The organism is Methylomonas sp. EFPC3 (assembly GCF_029643245.1).
GTDB lineage: Bacteria > Pseudomonadota > Gammaproteobacteria > Methylococcales > Methylomonadaceae > Methylomonas > Methylomonas koyamae_B.
Window position 1 is genome coordinate 1,789,998 of the sequence record NZ_CP116398.1, and the last position, 23,008, is coordinate 1,813,005.

General features: G+C 57.2%; 17 protein-coding genes and 1 tRNA gene. 10 read left to right on the forward strand and 8 right to left on the reverse strand.

Annotation, left to right across the window (positions count from 1 at the left end; all coding sequences use genetic code 11):
• Positions 1–177 precede the first annotated feature (177 nt).
• Both PL263_RS07985 and PL263_RS07990 read left to right on the forward strand, forming a co-directional pair.
• Positions 178–618 carry a putative lipoprotein gene (locus tag PL263_RS07985; protein WP_278212501.1) on the forward strand — a complete coding sequence of 147 codons (441 nt, stop codon included), beginning with the start codon at positions 178–180 and terminating at the stop codon, positions 616–618.
• 12 nt (positions 619–630) lie between these two features.
• Positions 631–2,511, forward strand: coding sequence for a hypothetical protein (locus PL263_RS07990; protein WP_278212502.1), 1,881 nt, complete (start codon positions 631–633; stop codon positions 2,509–2,511).
• Positions 2,512–2,930: 419 nt separating this feature from the next.
• Here the strand turns inward: PL263_RS07990 and avd are convergent, their stop codons facing one another.
• The 3 genes from avd to PL263_RS08005 form a co-directional block, all read right to left on the reverse strand.
• Entirely contained in the window at positions 2,931–3,281 is a 351-nt protein-coding gene (avd, locus tag PL263_RS07995; protein WP_278212504.1) for a diversity-generating retroelement protein Avd, read from the reverse strand.
• A gap of 75 nt (positions 3,282–3,356) precedes the next feature.
• Positions 3,357–5,453: an SUMF1/EgtB/PvdO family nonheme iron enzyme gene (locus PL263_RS08000; protein ID WP_278212506.1), complete on the reverse strand. Its 2,097-nt coding sequence runs from the start codon at positions 5,451–5,453 to the stop codon at positions 3,357–3,359.
• Positions 5,450–7,804: an alpha/beta fold hydrolase gene (locus tag PL263_RS08005; RefSeq protein WP_278212507.1), complete on the reverse strand. Its 2,355-nt coding sequence runs from the start codon at positions 7,802–7,804 to the stop codon at positions 5,450–5,452. Before PL263_RS08005 ends, PL263_RS08000 begins: the two co-directional genes overlap by 4 nt.
• A gap of 209 nt (positions 7,805–8,013) precedes the next feature.
• Here PL263_RS08005 and uvrA point away from each other — a divergent pair, with 209 nt between their 5' ends.
• The 5 genes from uvrA to PL263_RS08030 all read left to right on the forward strand — a co-directional run bounded on the left by uvrA (position 8,014) and on the right by PL263_RS08030 (position 16,357).
• On the forward strand, positions 8,014–10,830 hold the full coding sequence (gene uvrA / locus PL263_RS08010) for an excinuclease ABC subunit UvrA (RefSeq protein ID WP_278212508.1): 2,817 nt from the start codon (positions 8,014–8,016) through the stop codon (positions 10,828–10,830).
• A 72-nt stretch (positions 10,831–10,902) separates the two neighbouring features.
• On the forward strand, positions 10,903–11,493 hold the full coding sequence (locus PL263_RS08015) for a Uma2 family endonuclease (RefSeq protein ID WP_278212510.1): 591 nt from the start codon (positions 10,903–10,905) through the stop codon (positions 11,491–11,493).
• A gap of 436 nt (positions 11,494–11,929) precedes the next feature.
• Complete coding sequence (locus tag PL263_RS08020; RefSeq protein WP_278212512.1) at positions 11,930–12,409, forward strand: hypothetical protein; 480 nt, start codon at positions 11,930–11,932, stop codon at positions 12,407–12,409.
• Positions 12,410–14,976: 2,567 nt separating this feature from the next.
• Positions 14,977–15,438 carry a metallophosphoesterase family protein gene (locus tag PL263_RS08025; protein ID WP_278212513.1) on the forward strand — a complete coding sequence of 154 codons (462 nt, stop codon included), beginning with the start codon at positions 14,977–14,979 and terminating at the stop codon, positions 15,436–15,438.
• A 109-nt stretch (positions 15,439–15,547) separates the two neighbouring features.
• Entirely contained in the window at positions 15,548–16,357 is an 810-nt protein-coding gene (locus PL263_RS08030; RefSeq protein WP_278212514.1) for an arylamine N-acetyltransferase, read from the forward strand.
• A 141-nt stretch (positions 16,358–16,498) separates the two neighbouring features.
• Here PL263_RS08030 and PL263_RS08035 read toward each other — a convergent pair.
• Positions 16,499–16,574, reverse strand: a tRNA-Val gene (locus tag PL263_RS08035).
• A 281-nt stretch (positions 16,575–16,855) separates the two neighbouring features.
• Here PL263_RS08035 and PL263_RS08040 point away from each other — a divergent pair.
• On the forward strand, positions 16,856–17,893 hold the full coding sequence (locus PL263_RS08040; RefSeq protein ID WP_278212515.1) for a GGDEF domain-containing protein: 1,038 nt from the start codon (positions 16,856–16,858) through the stop codon (positions 17,891–17,893).
• Between the two features lie 20 nt (positions 17,894–17,913).
• On the opposite strand, the gene PL263_RS08045 is transcribed toward PL263_RS08040, so the two are convergent.
• Positions 17,914–19,143 (reverse strand): dicarboxylate/amino acid:cation symporter, encoded by a 1,230-nt coding sequence (locus PL263_RS08045; RefSeq protein ID WP_278212516.1) that lies wholly within the window; start codon positions 19,141–19,143, stop codon positions 17,914–17,916.
• Between the two features lie 205 nt (positions 19,144–19,348).
• Between PL263_RS08045 and PL263_RS08050 the strand changes: the two genes are divergently transcribed.
• Positions 19,349–19,678 (forward strand): hypothetical protein, encoded by a 330-nt coding sequence (locus PL263_RS08050; RefSeq protein WP_278212518.1) that lies wholly within the window; start codon positions 19,349–19,351, stop codon positions 19,676–19,678.
• A gap of 71 nt (positions 19,679–19,749) precedes the next feature.
• Here the strand turns inward: PL263_RS08050 and PL263_RS08055 are convergent, their stop codons facing one another.
• Entirely contained in the window at positions 19,750–20,415 is a 666-nt protein-coding gene (locus PL263_RS08055) for a hypothetical protein (RefSeq protein WP_278212519.1), read from the reverse strand.
• A 310-nt stretch (positions 20,416–20,725) separates the two neighbouring features.
• Here PL263_RS08055 and PL263_RS08060 point away from each other — a divergent pair, with 310 nt between their 5' ends.
• Positions 20,726–21,682, forward strand: a complete 957-nt coding sequence (locus tag PL263_RS08060) for a matrixin family metalloprotease (RefSeq protein WP_278212520.1) — start codon at positions 20,726–20,728, stop codon at positions 21,680–21,682.
• A gap of 27 nt (positions 21,683–21,709) precedes the next feature.
• Here PL263_RS08060 and PL263_RS08065 read toward each other — a convergent pair whose 3' ends face one another.
• Together PL263_RS08065 and xrtM are read right to left on the reverse strand one after the other, a co-directional pair.
• Positions 21,710–22,333 (reverse strand): hypothetical protein, encoded by a 624-nt coding sequence (locus PL263_RS08065; RefSeq protein ID WP_278212521.1) that lies wholly within the window; start codon positions 22,331–22,333, stop codon positions 21,710–21,712.
• On the reverse strand, positions 22,305–22,865 hold the full coding sequence (gene xrtM / locus PL263_RS08070; protein ID WP_278212522.1) for an exosortase family protein XrtM: 561 nt from the start codon (positions 22,863–22,865) through the stop codon (positions 22,305–22,307). The genes PL263_RS08065 and xrtM overlap by 29 nt, the downstream gene beginning before the upstream one ends.
• Positions 22,866–23,008 lie beyond the last annotated feature (143 nt).

Below are 23,008 nucleotides of genomic sequence, written 5' to 3' on the forward strand. Positions count from 1 at the left end.
GAACCGGCGAAATCGGCCGGACGCCGGGCGCGGATTGCCGGCCTGCGCCGGTTGCGCGTCACCCCAAGCCACGACCGGCTTACCGGCGACGCTGGCTCGGGATATACTCTGACTTTGCTTCGGACCCGGCCGGGTCCGTTAACCCCGAATTTCAAACTCGCCTCCCGGAGGGACGCCATGAACCGTTTCACCCTGCTGCATTTGACCGCCTTGCTGATCGGCGGCAGCCTGCTCGGCGCCTGCTCGTTTTCGACCAGTTCGGAAAGCGCGTTCGACAGCTCGAAAGCCTTGTTCAACAGTGCTTCCAGCCCGTTCAAGTCCAGTTCCGATTCCTCGGGCGACGCCAAGGAAAAATACGAGGCAGACGTCGCCGATTACACGGCCGATTTCGTGGTCAGCTCCAGCGGCACGCTGGACAGCTTTCGCACCCGCTTGAGCGAACTCGCGGAAAACCACGGCATCACCGATTGGGAGAACGACCGCTACACCTACCTCGGCATCGGCCGCGGCCTGCGCAAAGCCAAGCTCGGCAAGCCGCAAATCTCGGCGTTCACGGAAAGCCTGAGCCGTAACGATCCGATGAAAAAACAAGCCATCGAAGACGGCCTGAAAAAATAACCGGACCCCGCCATGCGGCAGCGTGCGCGCTTGCTTTTCGGCCGCTGGCTGGTTAGCGCGCTACTGGCGGTCGCGGCCGGATCGGTCGCCGGCGCCAGTTTCGACTTTTTGTACATCGAAGCCAACGAGGGCAACGCCAGCGGCGGCCACGCCGCACTCCGCTTCGGCGACCGGGTCTACCATTTCCAGCACGTCGAACCGGGCTTGTTACGGCTGTACCGCGACGACTTCGCCGCGTTCCGCTTCGCTTATGCCGACCAGCAGAACCGCACCCTGCACGGCCACCGCATCGAAGTCGCCGACGCCTACTACCAAGCCTTGCAGGAGACTTTCGATCGCCGGCTGGCGCAACAAAATCGCGAACTCAGCCTGTTGCGCGCGTTACAGGAAGACGCCGATCTGAGCCGCGATTTGTACGATTCGGAGCAGGTTCCGCAACTGCGTCTGCGGGCGCTGGGCTATTTTCTGGAAGAGTATCGGGCTGCACCGATTCCGGCTGCGGCCGCAGGCGGCGAAAGTCCCGAGCTGGCGGCATTGCGCTCGATGGCGCTGCAAAGCTACGGCCCGGATTTTCTAGCGCAAAAACGCCGGGACCTATGGCAGGAGTTGTCGACGCTGGCACCGGACGATTTGGCGCAAGCGAGCGCTTCGGTCCCGCCGGCCGATCGTTTGACTTTCGCCCAGCAATACAAAAACCGCTTGCTGAACCTGACCGCGCTCGACCTGCTGCTGGCCGGCAAGTCGCCGCGGGCCGATGCGTTATTGACCCTGAGTGGCGCGCATTACCGGCTGAGCCAAGCGCAGCAAAACGCACTCATCCAATATCGGGACCAAACCCGCACCGATCTGCTCCGGCTGCTGCACAGCGAACGGCCGGACTGGGGTTATCCGTTGTTGGTGGGCATGGCCCGGCTGCACGCCCTGCAGCAATCCTTGGCCGGCGGCTATCTGACGGTGCTGGATCGGCGCGCCGCCGACGCCGACCCGTATGCACCGGCCGTGGACCTGCCGACCGCGCTGCAGTATTCCCGGCAATTATTGAGCGCCGCCAACGCCCCATTGGCTGCGGCGCAAGCGCTCGACGAACGTAGCTATGCCACGATCGAACACGGCGCGAATGCGGTATTCGCCTTGGAACGCGCCGAACGGGAACAACAAGCCGTCGCCCTACCCCGCTTCAGCAATACGCCCGACAAATCCGCGCCGGCGGACTGGCCCCGGCCACCGCTGCCGGCAGCGACAGCCGAGGCTTACCGCGCCGGAGCCGGCGCCCGCTTGGCAGATTACCGCCGGCAATTGTTCGAGCGCTACGCTTATCATCTAGTGCAGCGCAATTGCGTGACCGAAATCTTTCAGTTGCTGAATGCGACCGCCGCCGCGCAAGCGTCGGCCACAGTCGATGCATCCGACCTGGCGACGCTATCCGAGCAGGCGCTGGGCGCTTATCTGGACGGCGAATTTCCGCATCCGATTCCGTTCGTGGCCTTCGACCGGGTCGGCGAACGCTACCGCACCGTTGCCAGTTACCAACTGCCCGCCTACCGCGACCGGCAGATTCGGGAGCGTTACCGGACCGCGCCGGATTGGTGGGTGGATCTACAGGAATCGAACAGCTTGACCTCGACGCTGTACCGCTGGCAAGGCAGCGACGCCGCCTTCGTGTTTTTCACCCAGGACGCGGTCTGGCCGCGGCCGTTGCAAGGCGGCATCAATCTGGCGGCAGCGGCGCTGGAAACCGGATTCGGCCTGCTGAGCTGGCCGTGGGACGCCGGGCAACACCTGGCAAAAGGCATGAAAGGCTGGGCTGTGAGTCTGCCTGAGTTGGTGTTTTTTAACATTCGCAAGGGCTCGTTTCCGCATTTGTTGCCGGACGTAACCGCACCCAACAACTGAACAGACGAACGAAGCCATCGGCCTGCGTTGATTGATGTTAGTGTCGGCAGAATTGAGACAAGACGCCAAACCGGGTGGACTAAAAGTGAATGGATTCGCTGGATAGTCATCGCAGCCTGATGGCGGACTATGGTCGATGATTTTTGTCCAGCAAATCCAGTAAGGCGCGATCCTCGATTAAGCGCCTGATTTTATTAACCCGGCCCTTAAATAACGTTCGCCCTGAACCTGTCGAAGGGCCGGCCCAGGCTGGTACTCGCCACTGAGCATTTCCCGCTGCAAGCCTAGCAACTCGGATTCCAGGCGTAATTCAAACGCCGCCACCGGCGGGCGTTGTCGTTTACCGCGCCGTGCCTTACGAAACGCCAGCAACAAATTATCGAAGCTGACAACGCGCTGCCATAGTCCGCCCAGGCGTTTCATGTCAGGCGCTGCTCTACAGATCGCAACCAACCGCCCAATTGTCGACCCAAATCATCCAACAAGCGGGCGCCATGCTCGTACTGGCGCAAGGCCACCGTACGCAATTCGAAGGCCAGCCGCCATAAATGCTTGACCACTTCCAGGCGCAGATTGGCTTTGTGCAAGGCGGCGCGTTTGTTGTGGGTGAAGGCGGCTTCCACGGTCAATTCCAACACTTCCAGCAATACCAACTCCAGACGCTCGCCCAGGGTAAAGCGGCGCACCCGCGGAAATTTGTCGATCTGCGGAATCAGCCAACCCAGTAAATCATGGGCGGCCTGCACCGCCTGCGGCGTATTGTCTTTCATGGGCCTACCCCCAGGAAAATTTTGTTGCGGGCCTATCGGCCCGCAACCAAGGGAAAAAGTACAAAGCTCAAAGGGCTAAGGGTCCTGGGCGAGACGAAAGCCAAGGATGTCGTCCCGGCCGCCCGGGTAGAAACCGCCGCGGAAGGCCGCGCGGAGGTACGCCGGTCCGTCGAACCAGGAACCGCCGCGGATCACGCGCTGACTACAATCGTCGCTATTGGCTTCAGACCAAACCGAACCATCAACCGGTGCGTCTTCATAGTCGCCATGCCAGCAGTCCTGGGTCCATTCCAACACATTGCCGAGCATGTCGTTTAGAGCAAACGCGTTCGCAAGAAAACTACCCACCGGCGCTGTAAAAGGAAAGTCATCATCACAAGTAAAGGGTTTCCAACTCTCAATTAACTCTCTGACACTGGCAAGCTGCTTTTCATCCATGCCAGGCGATTTGAGTTGGGCCAGTAAAAAATCCTTTATTTCCCGTTCATGGCGGCGATCAAAGACATTAGCGTTGAGACATGAGGCATCGTCACGGCCCGGCCATGGCCGGGCCGTTTGGCTACCCGCGCGGGCCGCATATTCCCACTCAGCTTCCGACGGCAAGCGGTAGTGTTTGCCGGTGTTTTTTGACAGCCATTCGGCGAAGCATTGCGCATTCCGCCAACTGACGTTGATCACCGGCCGTTTGCCGCGCCCCCAGCCTTCATCTTTTGCCCGTTCGACTTGGTGGCCATCGCGGCAACCGCCGTCAAAGTCGATCAGAAAGGCAAATACATCGTACTCATCGAAAGTCACTTCAAATTTACCCAACGCAAAACGACGGATATTGACTTCATGCCGCGGCCCTTCGTTCGATGAACGATCTGGCTCGTCTTCCGGCGAACCGATCAGAAAGTGCCCCGCCGGAATTTCCCGCATCTCGGGTTCTGGATAGGCAATACCCAAAAATGCCAGCACAATTGCAGTGCCCACCCGGGCAGACAGTTGCTGCGAACCTATCCACCATCCGAACACAATGGCCGCAATCAGGGCAGAGGCAAGAGTACCGCGCTGTATCCAGCGCGGCGGTTGCAAGCTTTTAATCCAACGGGCATCAAAGACTTTTTGATAAATCCGGTTTCGAATCGCCAGCCTACCACTGTCATCGGTTTTAACCAGGCCGGATAGTTTCAGCGCGGCATGAATGGGCGACTGTGGCTGGTCTTGAATTGGCTTGCCTTTGAGTACCTTGGCATAGACCTTGAGGATGGCGGCGCGTCGCGAGGCCTGGGCGATGCGTTCGTTAATGACCTTAAGGTGTTCTTGCTTGGTGCGGCGGGCAATACCAAAAAATTCCGCCGCGACCAGTTGGTCAATGAAGTCGTTTACAGACATATGCGGGCTGGTTGTTTTTCCGGCCAATAAGCATAAATGCTGAGTCAGAAAAGGATGGCCTCCGGTCCAACACAGAATCCTTTGCAAGGTTGCCTGCTTCTGACTCGCCTCCCCAGGCAATCCTTCCAGGAATAGGCTGGCTTCGTCGTCGCGAAAATCCGTCAAATCAATACGTTTACCGATATTGAATGGCGTACGGCTTTGGTCGCGAATCAAATCGGCCGGGCTGGCGACCCCCAACAACACAAACGTCAAATTATTGAAGCGGCCGTCGTTGGCTCTGGCGTTAAAACAGGCGCGAATCGCGGCAAAGAAATCATCGCTGAACAATAGGTTGATGGTGGTATCGATTTCATCGAAGAATAAAAATACTCGGCCTGCCAGACTCGACAAAATGCCTTCCTCGAAGAAATTCATCAGCCGTTGCAACGGTGACAATAAGGTTTGCTGTTGCCACCAATCGGACAAACTGAAATTCAGTTTAAGTTCTTTATTCAAGCGATGGCAAAGGCTGTAGTACCACTGATCAGCGGTAATCGAATTGGCATCACCGCCAACGCCGCTGAGATCAACCACCGCCACGTGATGGCCCTCTTTGCGCAAGCGGGCGGCAGTATGGGTCATCAGGCTGGATTTGCCCATTTGCCGTGGAGTCAATACGTAACAGAATTCACTGGCTAAAAGACTGTCGTAGAGTTCCTGATCCGCGCGACGTTCGATGTAGCTGGGAACATCGGCTTTTAAGGTCCCCCCAGCTTGGTAGAAACCGTTTTTGGTTAATGTATCGTTTTCGCTCATAAGTGTTGGCGGAAATACGCTTCGTAAAGATGGCAACGCAAACGTGCGTCATGACGGGTTTCACCTTTCACCACACCGGCAGCAACCAGGCGTTGGAATGCAGCTTCGTCATCACAGGGTTTGTCTTGTAGAATTTGCAATACCGCCGTGCGCAATGCCTCCCGTTGACTAATCACACTGACCAAGCGGCGCAGATGGTCGCCAAACGGACCATTGGAACGGGGAGCATTTTCTCTAAACGAATCCCACCCCTTGGTGACGATTTCGTAAAGCGCCTGCCTGCTCAGGTAGGGTTGGCCGCCTATCAGCGCATGCAATTCATTTATTTCATTCCCGGCTAGATTTAGGCCGTAACGCTGGCTGAGTTCGAGGAGTTGCGCGCGACTAAAATCCTCCAAATTTACGGCATCGCCAACGTTGAAGGGGGATTGCGTGATATCGTCGATCCACAGCACCGGATCGGTGGAATGGGCAATGACCAAGCTGAAACGTTCCCAGTCCGGTTTATAAGCCCGCCGTGTGGTCCAGGAACGCAACAACCCAAAAAAATCGTTGCGGTAGCCATATTGAAAGACTCGGTCCGCTTCGTCCAGAAACAGAATCACCTCGGAGTCCTGATCGGCGAGCACGGCGTCTTCGATAAAATCGGTCGCGCAGTCCTTTGAACCCAGATTATCGTCCCAATAATCCGATGGTTTGCGAGGTGTTTTTAAATCACGCGCCATTCGGATGGTCAGATAAAGCAACAAGTTATCCAATGTAGCCAAACGTGCTTCGTCGATGGCTTGAAAGTCGATGGAGCACACCCGTTTTCCCTGATTTTTGGCTTGAACCGCGGCTCTGACCAATAAGGAGCTTTTGCCCATCTGCCTGGCACCTTTAACAATAACGGTAGTGCCGGTTCGGCTGAGAAAACGTTCTATGTTCTGATCTGCTTGACGTCGTAAGTAAAACTGGGAATCAAGCCGCATGGCACCTTTTTCCAATGCCAATTCAAGTAGTCTCGGATCAACCTGGGGTAAGGGGGCGCCGCATTCCTCTGTAATGGCATGTAATTTTCTTATTTGATCAGCACCATCCGGCTCGTCGGCAATGTGTCCAGCTTGGGGTAGATTTGTGTTTTGGCGAATAGCTTGTTTAATCGATGCTACAACATCTGAAGTCGCGTGTTCGCCGGTCCAGACTGCATATTGCAAAGGATTTAAATAACCGCCCAGATCGTAAGGCAACGCGCCGGTAAAGCGAATACGCACCGGCAATATGCGTAGTTTACCCAACTGTCGGAGTTGATGAGCCAGCATGATTTCCTGCCTCACCATGTCGCTACGAATCGAATCCGCCGACAACAGGACGATGAAGATGTCTGCGGCACGCAGGCGCCGGTCGATTTCTGTCGCCCAGTCCGTACCGAGCAACATCCGGCGATCAACAAAAACCTGTTGCCCGTCCGCTACTAAGGCCTTTTCCAACTCAAGCGCCAAATCTTCATCGGGCTTGGTATGCCTGTAGCTGATAAATATCTGTTTGCTAGTGTTTGATGCATCAGTTGGTTGATCCTGAGTGTCGGTTGATGACAAAGGTCGTGGCGCGAATTTTTCCAGAAAAGCCAATAGTAAGCGATGCTGAACGGCTTGCGCGTCGGCAGGTTTGGCGATGGAAAAATGATCGGAGCCGGGTACTTTGTAAGGCTCACCGAAATTACGGGCACCGGCAAACGGCTCAACCACTTGTTTGCGCAACAAGCCTGGAAGTAATACAAATTTGTCTTCGATCAGTTCCTTACCGACTAGCTGCAGCCGACCGGATTCCTTGAGATTGCGGAACTCCTTATCAAGACCGTTGAGCCAACTGTTTTGCTGGGTAAAGCGCAAGGCGTCGGCTTGGGTATGCCCGAGCAACTTAGCTAATGGCGCCAGCCAATTGGCGTAATCTGAGCCCATTGAAGGTGAGGCGACCAGAAAGAATCCAACTTCGATATTCCGATCGAGAAGGTCGTTGACGCGCTCAACCAGAAATTTGCGAGCCACGATACCGCCCATGCTGTGGCAAACGAACACGATCCGCCGATGTTTGGCTAAATGGTCAAGATTTAAGAAGCGTTCTTTCAGGTCATCAACCACGTCGTTCAGACTATAGGTTCCGCTGAAAAACCCGGTTTGGTAGCTGTAAACGTAAATGCCCCAGCCGTTGGCGGCATCGGTCTGCTTCAGCAATTCGGGCCAATAACTGCCGTTTTGATGTTTCCAACAGGTTTCGCCGCTGGATAATATGCCGTGCACAAACACCACTGCAGCATCGCTGTCTGGCTTTCGAACCCAATCCCCTTGCACAATCACCTCCGCTAAATCCATCTGTTTTGGCTTATGTTATTCGAAAACGCCCAAGAACATTAAGTTGGTATCTGCTGGTTAAAACGGTACTTGTCGCATCATCGATACCGGGTTCCGGTTCGCCTTTGGGGGTGACGAAAATCTTTACCTCGTCATCAATCCCCCTTTGCCCAAGCCCCGGCATTCCCCGTATAGTATCCGGCTGTTAAAAATCCCAGGACTTTACCGCAGTGGACACCATCAGCATACGCGGCGCCCGCACCCATAATCTGAAAAACATCGACCTCGACCTGCCGCGCGACAAATTGATCGTCATCACCGGCCTGTCCGGTTCCGGCAAGTCGTCGCTGGCCTTCGATACCATTTATGCCGAGGGCCAGCGCCGCTACGTCGAGTCGTTGTCGGCCTATGCCCGCCAATTTTTGTCGATGATGGAAAAGCCGGACGTCGACCATATCGAAGGCCTGTCACCGGCGATTTCGATCGAGCAAAAATCCACCTCGCACAATCCGCGTTCGACAGTCGGCACCATCACCGAGATTTACGATTATCTGCGGCTGCTGTATGCCCGGGTCGGCATTCCACGCTGCCCGGAGCATGGCGTGTCGCTGCAGGCGCAGACCGTCAGCCAGATGGTCGATCAGGTGCTGGCGCAGCCGGAAGGCGAGCGCTGGATGCTGCTGGCGCCGGTGATTAACGATCGCAAGGGCGAGCACGTCTTATTGCTGGAAGACTTGAAGGCGCAAGGCTTTTTGCGCGCCCGCATCGACGGCGAAGTCTACGAACTGGACGAACCGCCAGCCCTGGATTTAAAGAAAAAGCACACCATCGAAGTCATCGTCGACCGCTTTAAAATCAGGGACGACATTCAGTTGCGTTTGGCCGAATCGTTCGAGACCGCGCTAAGGCTGTCGGAAGGCCTGGCGATTGCCGCGTCGATGGAAACCGATCAGCAATTGCTGTTTTCCGAGCGTTACGCCTGCCCGCACTGCGGCTACAGCCTCAGCGAGCTGGAGCCGCGCATCTTCTCGTTCAACAACCCGAAAGGCGCCTGCCCGAGTTGCGACGGCCTCGGCGTACGCCAGCATTTCGATCCGCAATTGGTGGTACACAACCCGGACATCAGTCTGGCCGGCGGCGCTGTGCGCGGCTGGGACCGGCGTAACGCCTATTACTACCAGATCATTTGCGCGCTGGCCGCCCATTACAACTTCGATCCGGAAGCGCCATTCGCCAAGATTCCGCGCGACGTGCAAGCCATCATACTTTACGGCAGCGGCAACGAAAACATCGAGTTTCAGTTCCAGATGGGTAACGCCAAACCCAAAGTGTCGCGCCATCCGTTCGAAGGCATCATTCCCAACATGGAGCGCCGCTACCGGGAGAGCGACTCGCAAATGGTCCGCGACGAACTGGCGAAATATCTGGCGCAACAGACCTGCTCGGTCTGCGACGGCGCCCGGCTGAACATCGGCGCCCGCAATGTGTTCGTCGAGGACCAGCCCTTGCACCATTTGACCCGGCTGCCGATCCGCGACGCCTTGCATTTTTTCCAGGCCTTGACCATCGCCGGCCACCGCGGCGAGATTGCCGCCAAAATTAACAAAGAGATTCAGGAGCGACTGGAATTTCTGGTCAACGTCGGTCTGGATTACCTGACCCTGGACCGCAGCGCCGATACGCTGTCCGGCGGCGAAGCCCAGCGCATCCGCCTCGCCTCGCAGATCGGCGCCGGCCTGGTCGGCGTGATGTATGTGCTCGACGAACCGTCGATCGGTTTACATCAACGCGACAACGAACGCCTGTTGAATACGCTGTTCAGACTGCGCGACCTCGGCAATACCGTGATCGTGGTCGAACACGACGAAGATGCGATCCGCGCCGCCGACCACATCGTCGACATCGGCCCCGGCGCCGGCGTACACGGCGGGCAGATCGTTGCGCAAGGCACGCCGGCGCAAATTCTGGCCGACGCCAACTCGCTGACCGGCCAATACCTGTCCGGCGCGGAAACCATTGCGGTACCGAACAAAACCACGCCCAACGATCCGGCCCGGCAATTAACGATCAAAGGCGCCAGCGGCAACAACCTGAAAAACGTCACGGCCAGTTTTCCGGTGGGGCTGTTGACCTGCGTCACCGGCGTGTCCGGCTCTGGCAAGTCGACCTTGATCAACGATACGCTATACAGCCATGCCGCCCGCGTCATCAACGGCGCCAGTTGCATCCCGGCGCCATGCGAGGCCATCGCAGGCCTGGAGCAGTTCGACAAGGTAGTCGACATCGACCAAAGCCCGATCGGCCGCACGCCAAGATCGAATCCGGCCACCTACACCGGCATTTTCACGCCGATCCGCGAATTGTTTGCCGCGGTGCCGGAAGCCCGCTCGCGCGGCTACAACCCCGGCCGCTTCAGCTTCAACGTCAAGGGCGGCCGCTGCGAAGCCTGCGCCGGCGACGGTGTGATCAAAGTGGAAATGCACTTTTTGCCCGACATCTTCGTACCTTGCGACATCTGCCACGGCAAGCGCTACAACCGGGAAACCCTGGAAATCCGCTACAAAGGCAAGACCATCCACGAAGTGCTGGAAATGACGGTCGAAGACGCCGCGGCGTTTTTCTCGGCCATCCCCAGCCTGGCGCGCAAGCTGCAAACCTTGATCGACGTGGGCCTAAGCTACATCACCCTCGGCCAGAACGCAGTGACCCTGTCCGGCGGCGAAGCGCAGCGGGTCAAACTGGCGAAAGAACTATCGAAACGCGACACCGGCACCACGCTGTACATCCTCGACGAACCGACCACCGGCCTGCACTTTCATGACATCAAGCAATTGCTGAGCGTGCTGCACACGTTGCGCGACCACGGCAACACCCTGATCGTGATCGAACACAATCTGGACGTGATCAAGACCGCCGACTGGATCGTCGACATGGGCCCGGAAGGCGGCAGCGGCGGCGGCACGCTAGTCGCGGAAGGCACGCCCAAGCAGATTGCCAAGCATAAGACTTCGCATACTGGGGCTTATTTAAAGCGGTTTTTCAGTTGATGCGACTTGCCGCCGCACGATGGACTGCTGATTGGGATCAGTCCCATAAAGGGTAGACGAAGGAGACGAGCCATGGCTCTAGCGCTAAAAGACCGGCAACAACACACCTACGGCGAATATCGACAATGGCTGGACGACGTGCGCTACGAACTGATCGACGGCGCCGCCTATCTGATGTCGCCGACACCCGATTTGGCCCATCAAGACGTTGCCGGGGAAATTTATTGTCAAACCGCCAACGCATTGCAAGGCAGTTCCAGCGGCGCCTTCATCGCGCCGCTGGACGTACGCCTACCGAGCCACGACGAAGCAGACGAACTGATAACCAGCGTCGTACAACCCGATGTGTTAGTCGTCTGCGACGCCAACAAACTGGACAGACGCGGCGTGCGCGGTGCGCCGGACTGGGTCGTGGAAGTGTTGTCGCCGTCCACTGCCAGTCACGACCAGATCAAAAAACGCGATCTCTACCAACGCCATGGTGTGCGCGAATACTGGCTGGTGCATCCCATCGACCGCCTGCTGTTCGTCTACAAGCTGCAAAACGGCGAATACGGCAAACCCGAGCTGTACCCGCTGGAAGGCGAAACTCAGGTCGGCATTCTGCCGGAGATCGTGATCCGTTGGGACGAGTTGGTCGCGCGCTTGCCCAAGGATTATTGAAGGATACAGCGGCGTCATCTAGGCCTGCACAGCCAAACCTGCCGTTTAGCCGAGGACGTTCGTGCTGATGCCGACCGCGTGGCAATTTTGCGCCTCGGCGACGAAATCGTGGTGCGCCAAACGCCCGTCAATGCCTCAGCTTCGAAGCCCCAATGCCTTGGCGGTTGATTTCATCGCCGAAAGCAATCACAAAAGCCGCAGCAAAAGCCACTGTTCTATCGGGCAGATTGCCAAAAAATGTGAAATGCCTCATACCAAAACGGCCATTTTGTAAAAAAAACCGACAGAGGCACAGTCACCCTGATGGATGTGAAAATCGGTTTTAATTGATTGAAATCAAACAAAACTATGATTTTTAACTTGACACTCCACTATTTAAAATCGGCCACTGCCGTCGATTGATGTGCATAAAAAGCTGACACCCACGGATTCGACGATGTCGACACCGCAAAAACCCGCTAACGCCAGAGCTTTACCCCTCACGCCTGCGCACTTACAGCAGGCGGTCTGCCGGCAACGCCGGCAGTTTCCTGCGGATGCCGATATCCGGCACTGGCGACGGCATTGGCCGGCGCGCAAAAGCGGGCTATTGGCGAAGATTCAGAGCGGTGACTATCGATTTTCCCCGCAGCATCGGCTGTGCAAAACCGATGGTCAGGTCGTGCATCTATGGTCGGCTGAAGACGCGGTGGTCATCAAGCTGTTGAGCGCTTTGCTGCAGGACAGGCTGACCGTGTCGCCGACCTGCGTGCATGTCAAAGGCCATGGCGGCCCCAAGCGCGCCGTGACCCAGATCCAGGCCAAGCTGGGCGACTACCGCTTTGTCTGCAAAACCGATGTCAAGGGCTACTACCCAGCCATCAGCCCATACACGCAGCTCAATCAAAACTGCTACGCGACCCTAAAGCCGATGTAGGGTGTGGTGAGTTTACGAACCGCACCGTCCGCGAACGATGCGCTTCACGGTGTTCAGCACATCCTACAGACCTAAACAGACTGTCGTGCCCCCCCCTCTCCTCGCGGGAGAGGGCTGGGGTGAGGGGAATAGCCTTAAACCAAACCTGCAACCGCTTGCCCTGACAGGGCAGTAGGTCCGATTAGTGAAACGTAATCGGACGAATTTGAGGCCTTCATTCCTCCGAATACGCTGCGCTATTCGGAGCTACGCGAGCTGCCGAATTGAGCGACATTGTTAAACAGGAACCCTTTTGCCCCGAGTACGCAACCATCGTTGACTTAAAAGACCGATCCCGAGCAGCATCAGGGTGCTAGGCTCGGGGACGTTGTTGGTTGGACGTTGTACCCATATCGCCCATGTCTCAATATCGGATAGCTTGCTGTCGCTTGACCTATCGATAAATCTATTCAATGTCGCGGGCCGTATACGATCGTCTAGTTGCACAACTGACGTAGCCAACTGTGTCGTGCTTATGATTACCATTTGTGGGGTTAGAATAGCGCATGTAGCGCTTGAGCAACCGTTAATCAACGAAGGGCTATTTAAAAAGCGCCCGTCCGTGATTATTAAGTCAAGCAACGCCGTGCGAGCCTGTATGGATTCAGTAGGCATAAATGGAAAATCACTCTGCTCATCACAGCCGCTAAACAATCCCACGCACGAGCCGTCTCCGATGAGTACATCGTATTTGTTTACCCCGACTAATATGCCGCGTGCGCCAGTCAATATACCGTTAGCGTCGGTGACGAGCGAAGCAGCGCTGCTACTGTGCAGGGGCAGCATCAACAGAAATAAAACCGCGGTTAGGGTGCGTAGCATGTGTCCTCCAAGGGGGATGTAGTAAAGGCAAATCGCCTGGCTATCTTTGCAAGCATGAACTGGGCCAGTCGAAACTTTTATGTCACCGATTATTAGTCGAATGAATGACCGAGCAGGCGACGTGGAAAATTTGTACGCAAAGCCGATGGGGGCTTAATGAGGCCATCGCCTACCTAAATCTGCCGTCAGGTGCCCTTGGAAGCACTGGTGGCACACCCGAGTCTACCGCTTTGGGTATTGGCTTCCGGATGGTCGTAAAAAGGGCAGCGAAACGCCGCTTAATCCTTAGTTTTGCAGGGCCGTAGGTCCGATTAGTGAAACGTAATCGGACGAATTTGAGGCCTTCATTCCTCCGAATACGCTGCGCTATTCGGAGCTACGCGAGCTTGTTCAGCACATCCTTCAGACCTAGTGACGGTCGTGAAAGCCCCCTCTCCTCGCGGGAGAGGGCTGGGGTGAGGGGAATAGCCTTAAACCAAACCTGCAACCGCTTGCCCTGACAGGGCAGTAGGTCCGATTAGTGAAACGTAATCGGACGAATTTGAGGCCTTCATTCCTCCGAATACGCTGCGCTATTCGGAGCTACGCGAGCTGCCGGATTGGGCGATATTGTTAAACAGGAACCCTTTTGCCCCGTGTACGCAACCATCGTTGACTTAACAGACCGATCCCGAGCAGCATCAGGGTGCTAGGTTCGGGGACGGTCGCCGGTTGGCTTTTTGTCCAGATCGCATACGTGCGGCCGGACGCACGGGATGTGTCACTATTGCTTATGTTTTCTGTATACCCAATGAAAGGTTGTCTATCAGTTGGGAGTACTAGTCCATATATGTCGACGACGTTTCGTTGGAAAATGGATGGGGTGTATGGGGTTAGTAATATACAGTTGCCGAATGTAGACGCCACACAACCGGAAATCCTCGACGGGTCTTGGACGAAACGAGCATCGGATATTAAAAGCGCTAACAATGCGTCAACCGCAAGATAAGCGTCAGTAGCTATAAACGGGAAATCACTCTGCTCATCACAGCCGCTAAACAATCCCACGCACGAGCCGTCACCGAAGAATACATCGTATTTGTTTACCCCGACTAATATGCCGCGTGCGCCAGTCAAGATACCGTTAGCATCGGTGACGAGCGAAGCAGCGCTGCTACTGTGCAGAGGCAGGAGTATCATAAATAGAACTGCGGTTAGGGAGCGTAGCATGTGTCCTCCAAGGGGATGTAGTAAAGGCAAAACGCCATAGCTATTTATGCATGCATGAACTGGGCCAGTCGAAACTTTTATGTCACCGATCATTAGTCGAATGAATGACCGGGCAGGCGACCTGGAAAGTTTGTCCGCAAAGCCGCTGGGGGGCTTAAGAGGCCACCGCCTACCTAAATCTGCCGTCAGGTGTCCTTGGAAGCACTGGTAGCACACCCGAGTCTACCGCTTTGGGTATTGGCTTCCGGATAGTCTTAAAAATGGCAGCAACACGCCCTGTAATCCAAACTTTTGCAGCAACCCGATGACTACCGGCATAAGGCTAGTTCTGCTAAATACACTTAACCGGACGATCAAAAATTTAAAGGGCCGCCCGCAATCGGCCGAAAACTGTCGAAAAAACATTGAACATATATTTCAGCCGATAGACTTTGCATGCCGATTCGATTGCCCTTCCATTGCATAAAACTCCAAAAAACGGATTATCTGTTCCCACTGTGAACCACCGCCTCGGCATCATCTCGGACACCCACGGCCTGCTGCGCCCCGAAGCGCTGGCGGCGCTTGGCGGCTGCGAGCGGATTTTGCATGCCGGCGACGTCGGCAAGCCGGAGGTGTTGCAAGGGCTAAGGGAGTTGGCGCCGGTGACGGCGGTGCGCGGCAATAACGATAAAGGCGCATGGGCCGAGGAATTACCTGAATCCGCCCGTTTGACGCTGGCGCAAACCGGCATTTACCTGATCCACGATCTGGCCGAACTCGCCCTTGATCCGGCGGCAGCCGGGATTCGGGTTGTGATTTCCGGCCATTCCCACCGGCCGGCGATTACGGAACGGGACGGCGTGTTGTATGTAAACCCCGGCAGCGCCGGTCCGCGCCGCTTTAAATTGCCGATCACCGTCGCCGAACTGATCATATCCGACCGAGTGCAGGCTAGAATAATCCCGCTACAGGTTTGAGAGACTTTGTTTTAACGACCGGCGGATAAGATCGCCGCGGCCGCAACTTAAATACGTAAGCGCAAACTGCGCCTAATCAACCCGCTTAACCGCGACAAAACCAACGACCATGAGTTTCGACTTCAACGCTTACCTTAACCGCATCGGCATAGCCCGCCCCGAACCCACCCTGGCCGGCCTGAGCGCTTTGCAACAGGCGCAACTCGGCGCGATTCCGTTCGAGAACATCAACCCGCTGTTGGGCTTGCTGCCCGATTTGGCACCGGCGGCGTTGATGACCAAGATCGTCGCCAGCCGGCGCGGCGGGTATTGCTTCGAGCTGAACGGCTTATTCGAGCAGGCGCTAATCGAACTGGGATTTAGCTACCAGCCGATCATGGCGCGGGTGCGGATGGGCCGCAGCGAAGGCGGGCCGAGGCTGCATTTGGCCTTTATCGTCGAGGCCGACGGCGAATCCTGGCTGGTCGATGTCGGTTTCGGCGGCCCCAGCCACTACCGGCCGTTGCGGCTGGGCACCGAGCAGGAACAAACGCTGGACCATAACCGGTTTCGCTTGCGTTTGGAGGCGGCATCGGGGGAAACCGTGCTGGAACGGCAGCAAGACGGCGAATGGTTTGCGCTGTACAGTTTCGACCGCTCCAGAGTGCAGCGCTGCGACCTGGAAGCGGCCAATCTGGTCTGCACGACCTGGGATCAGTCGCTGCTGTCGCAAAATCTGTTGATTTGCCGCAATACCGCCTCGGGCTGGGTACAGTTGTTCAATACCAACTTTTCCCGATTCCATGCCGGAGAACAGATCAGCACGCCGGTTAACAGTCGGGCGCATTTGGGCGATTTGCTGGGCGGCCATTTCGACATCGAGCTGGCGGACGAGCAAATGGCTATGCTGGCCGAGCGGCTGGCGTTATCAGAAGCTTGAATAGGAACAAGACAAGGTTGAGTCGTGATTAAATGCCGAGGCAGGCAACCCAAATCGAGAGCTGACTCTGCGAGTCGAATGATCGAGAGTAGAATCAGGTGCAGGCCGGAACCGGCTGCAACGATATTGAAACTTCGAGTCTGGTGGGTGCTGAGGGGTTCGAACCCCCGACCCTCGCCTTGTAAGGGCGATGCTCTCCCAGCTGAGCTAAGCACCCGACTCGAGGCCGCGCATTTTATCGAAATCGCCGCGGCGCGCAAACTGTTTTTGTCGTTGGGTCCGCTCGACCCGGCTGATTTGCCGCCAAATTCTGCCGATGCCGGCAGTGCGCCGTCCCGATCGGCGCCGGTTTCCAAAGCCTCCCGGAGCAGACCGGCCGCGGCCGCGTCGCAGAGCTTGATAAATCCGTATTTTAGCCTAGGCTGATGTAAGCAATGGACTACAAAACCTGCGGTCTGATAAGCTTCACCCCGACCCTACGTTTACCGACAAAATCGCATGAGTAAAAGCTCCCCTTTCCTGCCTATTTACGATTTTTCTCCCAACGTAAACGCCAACTATCTGAAACAGATTCTGCCGCTGCTGGTTCGGCACAATATCGCGGCCAATCCGATCAATTACGCGATCTGGTACGACTATGTCGCCGAAAACAATGCCAGCCTGAGCCGGGCGGTCAATGCGTTGATTTCCGAGCAGAAAAAGTTCGACTACGAAACCAGCGTCGAGCTGTATAAAACCCATATTTGCAACGCCTCGCTGGAATCGTTCGAGCAGATCAACCGCCAGTTGCACAAGGTCATCGAACAAGCCACCAGCGCGATCAACGACACTTACAACAAGGCCGAGGAAACCAACGACAGCTTCCAGAAAAAGTCGGTGATTCTGGAAAACTTTTCCGCATCCGACGGCTTGAAAACGGTACTGCAGGAAATCATCCAGGAAACCAAATCGCTGGCACTGACCAGCCAGGCCATGCAGACCAAGTTAACCGAAGCCAACCGGGAAATGGAACAACTGCGGGAAGAGCTGGCCCAGGTGAAACAGATCGCCACCACCGACGGCTTGACCGGTTTATTGAACCGGCGCGCTTTCGATATGACCCTGGCGGAGATCGTCGAACGCTCGGCGCCGGAAACCGCCTGCCTGTCGATGCTGGATATCGACCATTTCAAACGCATCAACGATACCTACGGCCATACCATCGGCGATAACGTAATCAAATACGTCGCCACGCTGATGAAAAAACACGCCGAAGACCATCACCACGTCGCCCGCTACGGCGGCGAAGAGCTTGCCATCATCATGCCGAATACCAGCCCGGATCGGGCGATACAAATCTCGGAGAACATCCGTAGCGCCATGGAAGCCAGCAAGCTGCAGCGCAAGAACGACAACCAGCCGCTGGGCAAAATCACACTGTCGATCGGCGTCGCCCGTTTGCAGCAGGGCGACGATTCAGAAAGTTTTCTGGTCAGGGCCGATAAAGCGCTCTATCAAGCCAAACAAAGCGGCCGCAATAAGGTGGTGCCGTCGTGAGCCCGGATGCCGCTTGGGGTTCAGGCCTCGGCAAAGCGCTGGACGATCAAGCACCCCACCATATCGCCCTCGACATTGACCATAGTGCGGACCGTATCCAGCACCCGGTCCACCGGCAATAAAATCGCGACCGCTTCGGCCGGCAAACCGACGGCTTGCAAGACCATCACCATGGTCACCATCCCGGCGCTGGGTATGCCCGGCGCGCCGATGGCAGCCACCATCGTCGTAAAACAGACGATCAGTTGCTGCGCCAAATCCAACTCGATCCCGGCCAGATTGGCGACAAACAACGCCGCGGCCGCCTCGTACAGTGCAGTGCCGTCCATATTGACGGTGGCACCAAGCGGGATTACAAAACCGGCAATACTAGGCTTGACGTGTAGATGCTGCTCGGCGCAACGCAAGGTTACCGGCAGCGTCGCCGAGCTGGAACTGGTGGCAAAGGCGGTGAGCAGCGCGGCACGTGCGCCGCGGAAAAACTTCAGCGGCGAGACGCCGGTCGCCAGGAATAACAAGCCCGGCAACACCACGAAACCATGCAGCAAGGTGGTACCGATCACGACCGCGACGAATTGGGCCAAACTGCTCAACAAAGCCATGTTCTGTGTCGCCAGCAACTGCGCCAGCAAGGCGCAAATCCCGAACGGCGCCAGCCGCATGATCCAGCCGACCAGGCGCAACATCAATTCCAGCCCTTCCTGCAGCAATAACAGGATGTTGCGGTAACGGTCGCCGCCGACCACCAGCGCAATTCCCAACAGCAGCGCAAACACCACTATCGCCAGCACGTTGGCCTGCGCCAACGCGGCAAACGGGTTGAGGAACAGGCCGTGCAGGAAACTGGCGATAAATTCGGGGAAACTCATCTGTTTGGCGCTAAAACCTTGGCTGGCGTGCTGGAACAGCTCCAAATTCAGACCTTTGCCGGGTTCGAACCAAATCGCCGCTCCCAGCCCGAGCAGGATCGCCAACGCCATCGACAACACGAAAAAGCCCAGCGTTGCGATCCACACCCGGTGTAGCTGACTGTGCAAGCGCAAATTGGCAACGCCGACTGCGATCGAGGTAAACACCAGCGGCACCAGCACCATTTTCAACAGATCGACAAACAAAGTGCCGACCAAACCCAGCAGATAAAGCCCCTGCCGGCTAAGCGGCGCCTCCGGCCCCAATCCGGCGAAACCGATGCCCAGCGCGATACCCAGCGCCGCCCCGAGAAAAATTTGGCCGTTCAATCCGATTTTCACCGCGTTCTCCTGATGCAAACATGTAATGCCGATTGTAACCCCGGCGTCGGCAAAGCGATCGAACGTCGCCTTCGGCCCGTTGCCGAAACAAAATTCATTGACCGGCGACCGATGCCGGCAGTACTTTGCGGAAAAATGGGGACTGGTTGCGGCTGATTGGCTGGCTGCAGCCGGCAACGACAACACTAAAACGAAAGGAACAAGCATGAAGATCGGACCCAAACCCGCAGCAAGCAAAGCCGGCACGCGCCTGAAACCCAAAACCGGCTTTAGCGCAGACGCGCGCCGCTTGCGGCAAGCGTTGGAGCGGATCGCCGAGCTGGAACAACGCTTGGCGGCGCTGGAGCAAGTCATTCAAATCGCGCCCGACGGATCGCTTCGGATCAGCGCTGCCGCGAACGTCGAAGTCAACGCGAGTCTGGTAACTATCAATGCCAACAACGTGAAGGCCGCCAACATCATCCAATGCGAAACGCTGATTGCGAATAATGTCGTGGCAGCGACTTATACCCCAGGCGCCGGGAATATTTGGTAGGCGCGGCGAGCGGACAAAGCAGAGCGCCAAGCCGGGCGGCTCGGCGCGCTGACATTTGCCGGCGGCTTGTCTTAGCCGCGGCGTTTAGCCCAACCGATGCCGCCGGCCAAAACCGTACCGAACAACCAAACCGCCGACGGCAGCGGCACCGCCGCCACGGTAGCCGCAGCGATGAACGGCTCGCCGGCCAAGCCTTGTTGGTTGGAATGGAAGCGGATACTGAGCAAAGTTTGGTTGGCGAACGCCGCCGGTAAATTGAAAATCTGCTGGTCCAACCGGGCCCGACCGCTGCCGGCGGAAAATGCCGGGATTGCGTCGACGCCGTTGATGGCGTTAGTGAATGCGCCGTCGTAATGGTCGCGGACGTTTTGGCCTTCGATCAGGTCCACGGTGTAGACGTCACCCAAACTACCGCTGAAGCTGACGTAGCCGACGTTGGCGCCATCGGCGCCGAATGCGGTATTGATCAAGGTAAACGCCTGGGTGACGCCGAAGATATTGACCGGAATATCGATCTGGCTGTTATGGAAGGCGGTGTTGCCGTCGCCATCGACCGCCAGTTGAAACGGCACGCCGTTGAAGGTCTGCGTACCGGGGAACAGGCCGTTGTAACTGCTCCCGTCGGTCCAGGTTCTGATATCCGCGTTGAGGCTGGGCAAGGTCAGCGTGGTGTAGGAAGCGTTGGCAGCCGCCATGTCCGCCGTCAATAACAGCGCAGCAATAATTTGAAGTTTCATATCGATTCCCCCTCGAATTTGGCTAACAATACCCTAAAAAATACCGGAGTATTCTCGCCCATTTTATTTGAACCGCATCACAAAGTCATGCTGCAATGCCGAGCGGCAAACGGATTTTCATCGCCCGGTAAAATCGACGCGTCAAGCTTTGGCCAACGGCTCGGGCTTGGCCAAGGCGGCTGCGGCGTATCCCGCCTTTGCTGTTCCGCGGAAGTCGCAGTGCCGATCGAATGGGCACGCTGCAGCGTGGCGGCCGACGTTTTTCCAGCCGGCGCCGCCTGACCTTAATGCACTATGCGAGGAGATTGTTTTGAAAAACAGGAATTCGATTTTGTTGCCGGCAATGCTGGCCGGTTTACTGGCCGGCCCGGCGGCGGCTGTCACCATCCATTTCGACTACAGCTACGACGGCGGCTTCTTTTCCGGCAGCAATCTGTCCAGACGCACCACGCTGGATGCGGCGGGCCAATATTTCTCGGCAATGCTGCAAGACACTCTGGCGGCTATCGATTCCAACGGCAGCAACCAGTTCACTGCGGTCTTCAGCCGGCCGGACAGCGGCGCGACCGCAAATTTGGCATCGTTCGACGTTGCCGCCGACACGCTGACCGTATTCGTCGGCGGCCGCGACTTGGGCGGCAACTCGCTGGGCTTGGGCGGACCGGGCGGCTACAGCATCTCCGGCACCCAGAGCTTCTTGAATCAGGCCGCCTATCGCGGCGAGAGCGGCGCCCAAACCAATCCGCCAACGGATTTTGCCACCTGGGGCGGGTCTATCAGTTTCGACGCCGATTCGGCCTGGTATTTCGATAGCGATCCCGCCAGCACCGAGTCGTTTAGCGGCTTCGATTTTTACTCGGTGGCCTTGCACGAATTGGGGCACGTGCTCGGCATCGGCGCCGCCAATTCCTGGAGCCGCTGGCTGCAAGGCGGCAAATTCACCGGCCTGGAATCGAAATTGGTCAACGGCGGTCAGGACGTGCTGCTGTCGGCCGACGCCGCGCATTGGCAATCCGGGCAAACCAGTACCATCAACGGCCTGGGCAGCTACCAAGCGGCAATGACGCCGAATATCGCCGCCGGCACCCGCAAGAATTTTACCGACCTGGATCTGGCGGCGCTCTCCGACATCGGTTGGGAAGTGGCGGCCACCACACCCGCCCGCCAAGTACCGTTACCCGAGCCGGCTTATTGGTTATTCGCCGTGGGGCTGGCCGCCATCGGCCAGCGCTTGCTCGGCCGCGACGCCGCCCCTCTGCCGGGTTGAGTACAAGCCCGCTTCCAGCCGGGCCGTTCAGCCGGTTGCTTGCCACCGGCCGGCCAGAAGTTGACCGGCACGGACGCTCAGCAGCCCGGCCAGCACGGCCAACAGCCAACGCCCGCCGCCCTCCAGAAAAAGCATGACATCCAAGCTGAACGGCACAGGTCTGACGCGGCCGGCCTGTTCGGCCATGTTTTGAAACATCATCTCCAGGTTGCCCAGCAACAGTAACGGCACCGTAACGGTTACCAGCAGTAACGACTGCACAATACCGCCGATGGCGGCGATGCCGCGTTGCGCCCAGGTCGTTCCCGGCCAAGCCAGTACCAGGGACAAGGTGATCACCGGCGGTACCAGGGTATGGGTCAGATGGGTGCCGGCCGTCATCTGGGCGCCGGGATTGACGGTATAGCCGGCTACTACCGGAATCGGCCGCAACACCCAAGCCGATACCGAAATCAAATAGTCGCCGTCGTTGGCGGCCAAAGCCAACCCCGGCGCAAAATCCCGGCTCCACTCGCGCATGCCGAAGTCGACGAATGGCAGTAAAAACTCGCCCAAGGGCTGGCGAAATATGAAAGCCGATACCGACAGCGCCAACCAGACCAGCAGCAGCCTGGTGCTGAATTTAACTAACGCTGCGGTTTCCATCGGCATCCGCACCTCCCCACGCCGCCCACCAGGCAAAAAACAAGCAGCCCAACACGACGATCAAGGTCGGCGCAAAATAGGTATGGGCCGGCAGAAACCAAGCCGGATAATAGGCAACGACAACATAAATCGCGGCGATGCGCAGCAGGTTGAGCAGATACATGAAAACCGCCGCAGCCAATACGCCGGCCAGTTTGCGACCAAGCTCAGCCGGATACGCCAGCATGGCCGACACCACCAGAAACAGTGCACCGGAACCGTCGCATCCACGCACGACCTCCAAGTTTGCCCGCGCCGAAACCAAATGGTTACCGACGGCCGCCACCCGTTCGCCCGGCGCCAATAGATCGATCAAGGCCGCATCGGGCCGCACCAGGCCCCAATGGTAAAGCGTGTCCCGCAAGACCTCGTCCGGAATTTGGAAATAAGCCCGATGCATCAAACCGTAGATGCCGGCAAACAACAACGGAAACCGCCACCGCCGAAGCTTGGCCGCCATCGATGCGGAAGGAGTGGTCAATTCGATTGGATTTGCCATGGTCTCGATACCCAGTCGGGCAAGCGGATTGAGAATTGCGGTCGATTCGATGCCGGCGCAACGCCGCTGCCAGCCGGGCAGCCGCTTTGCTTTGCCCCGGCCGCTGAGCTTCCGCTTCGGCCGCACCGTTCCGGCTCTACGCT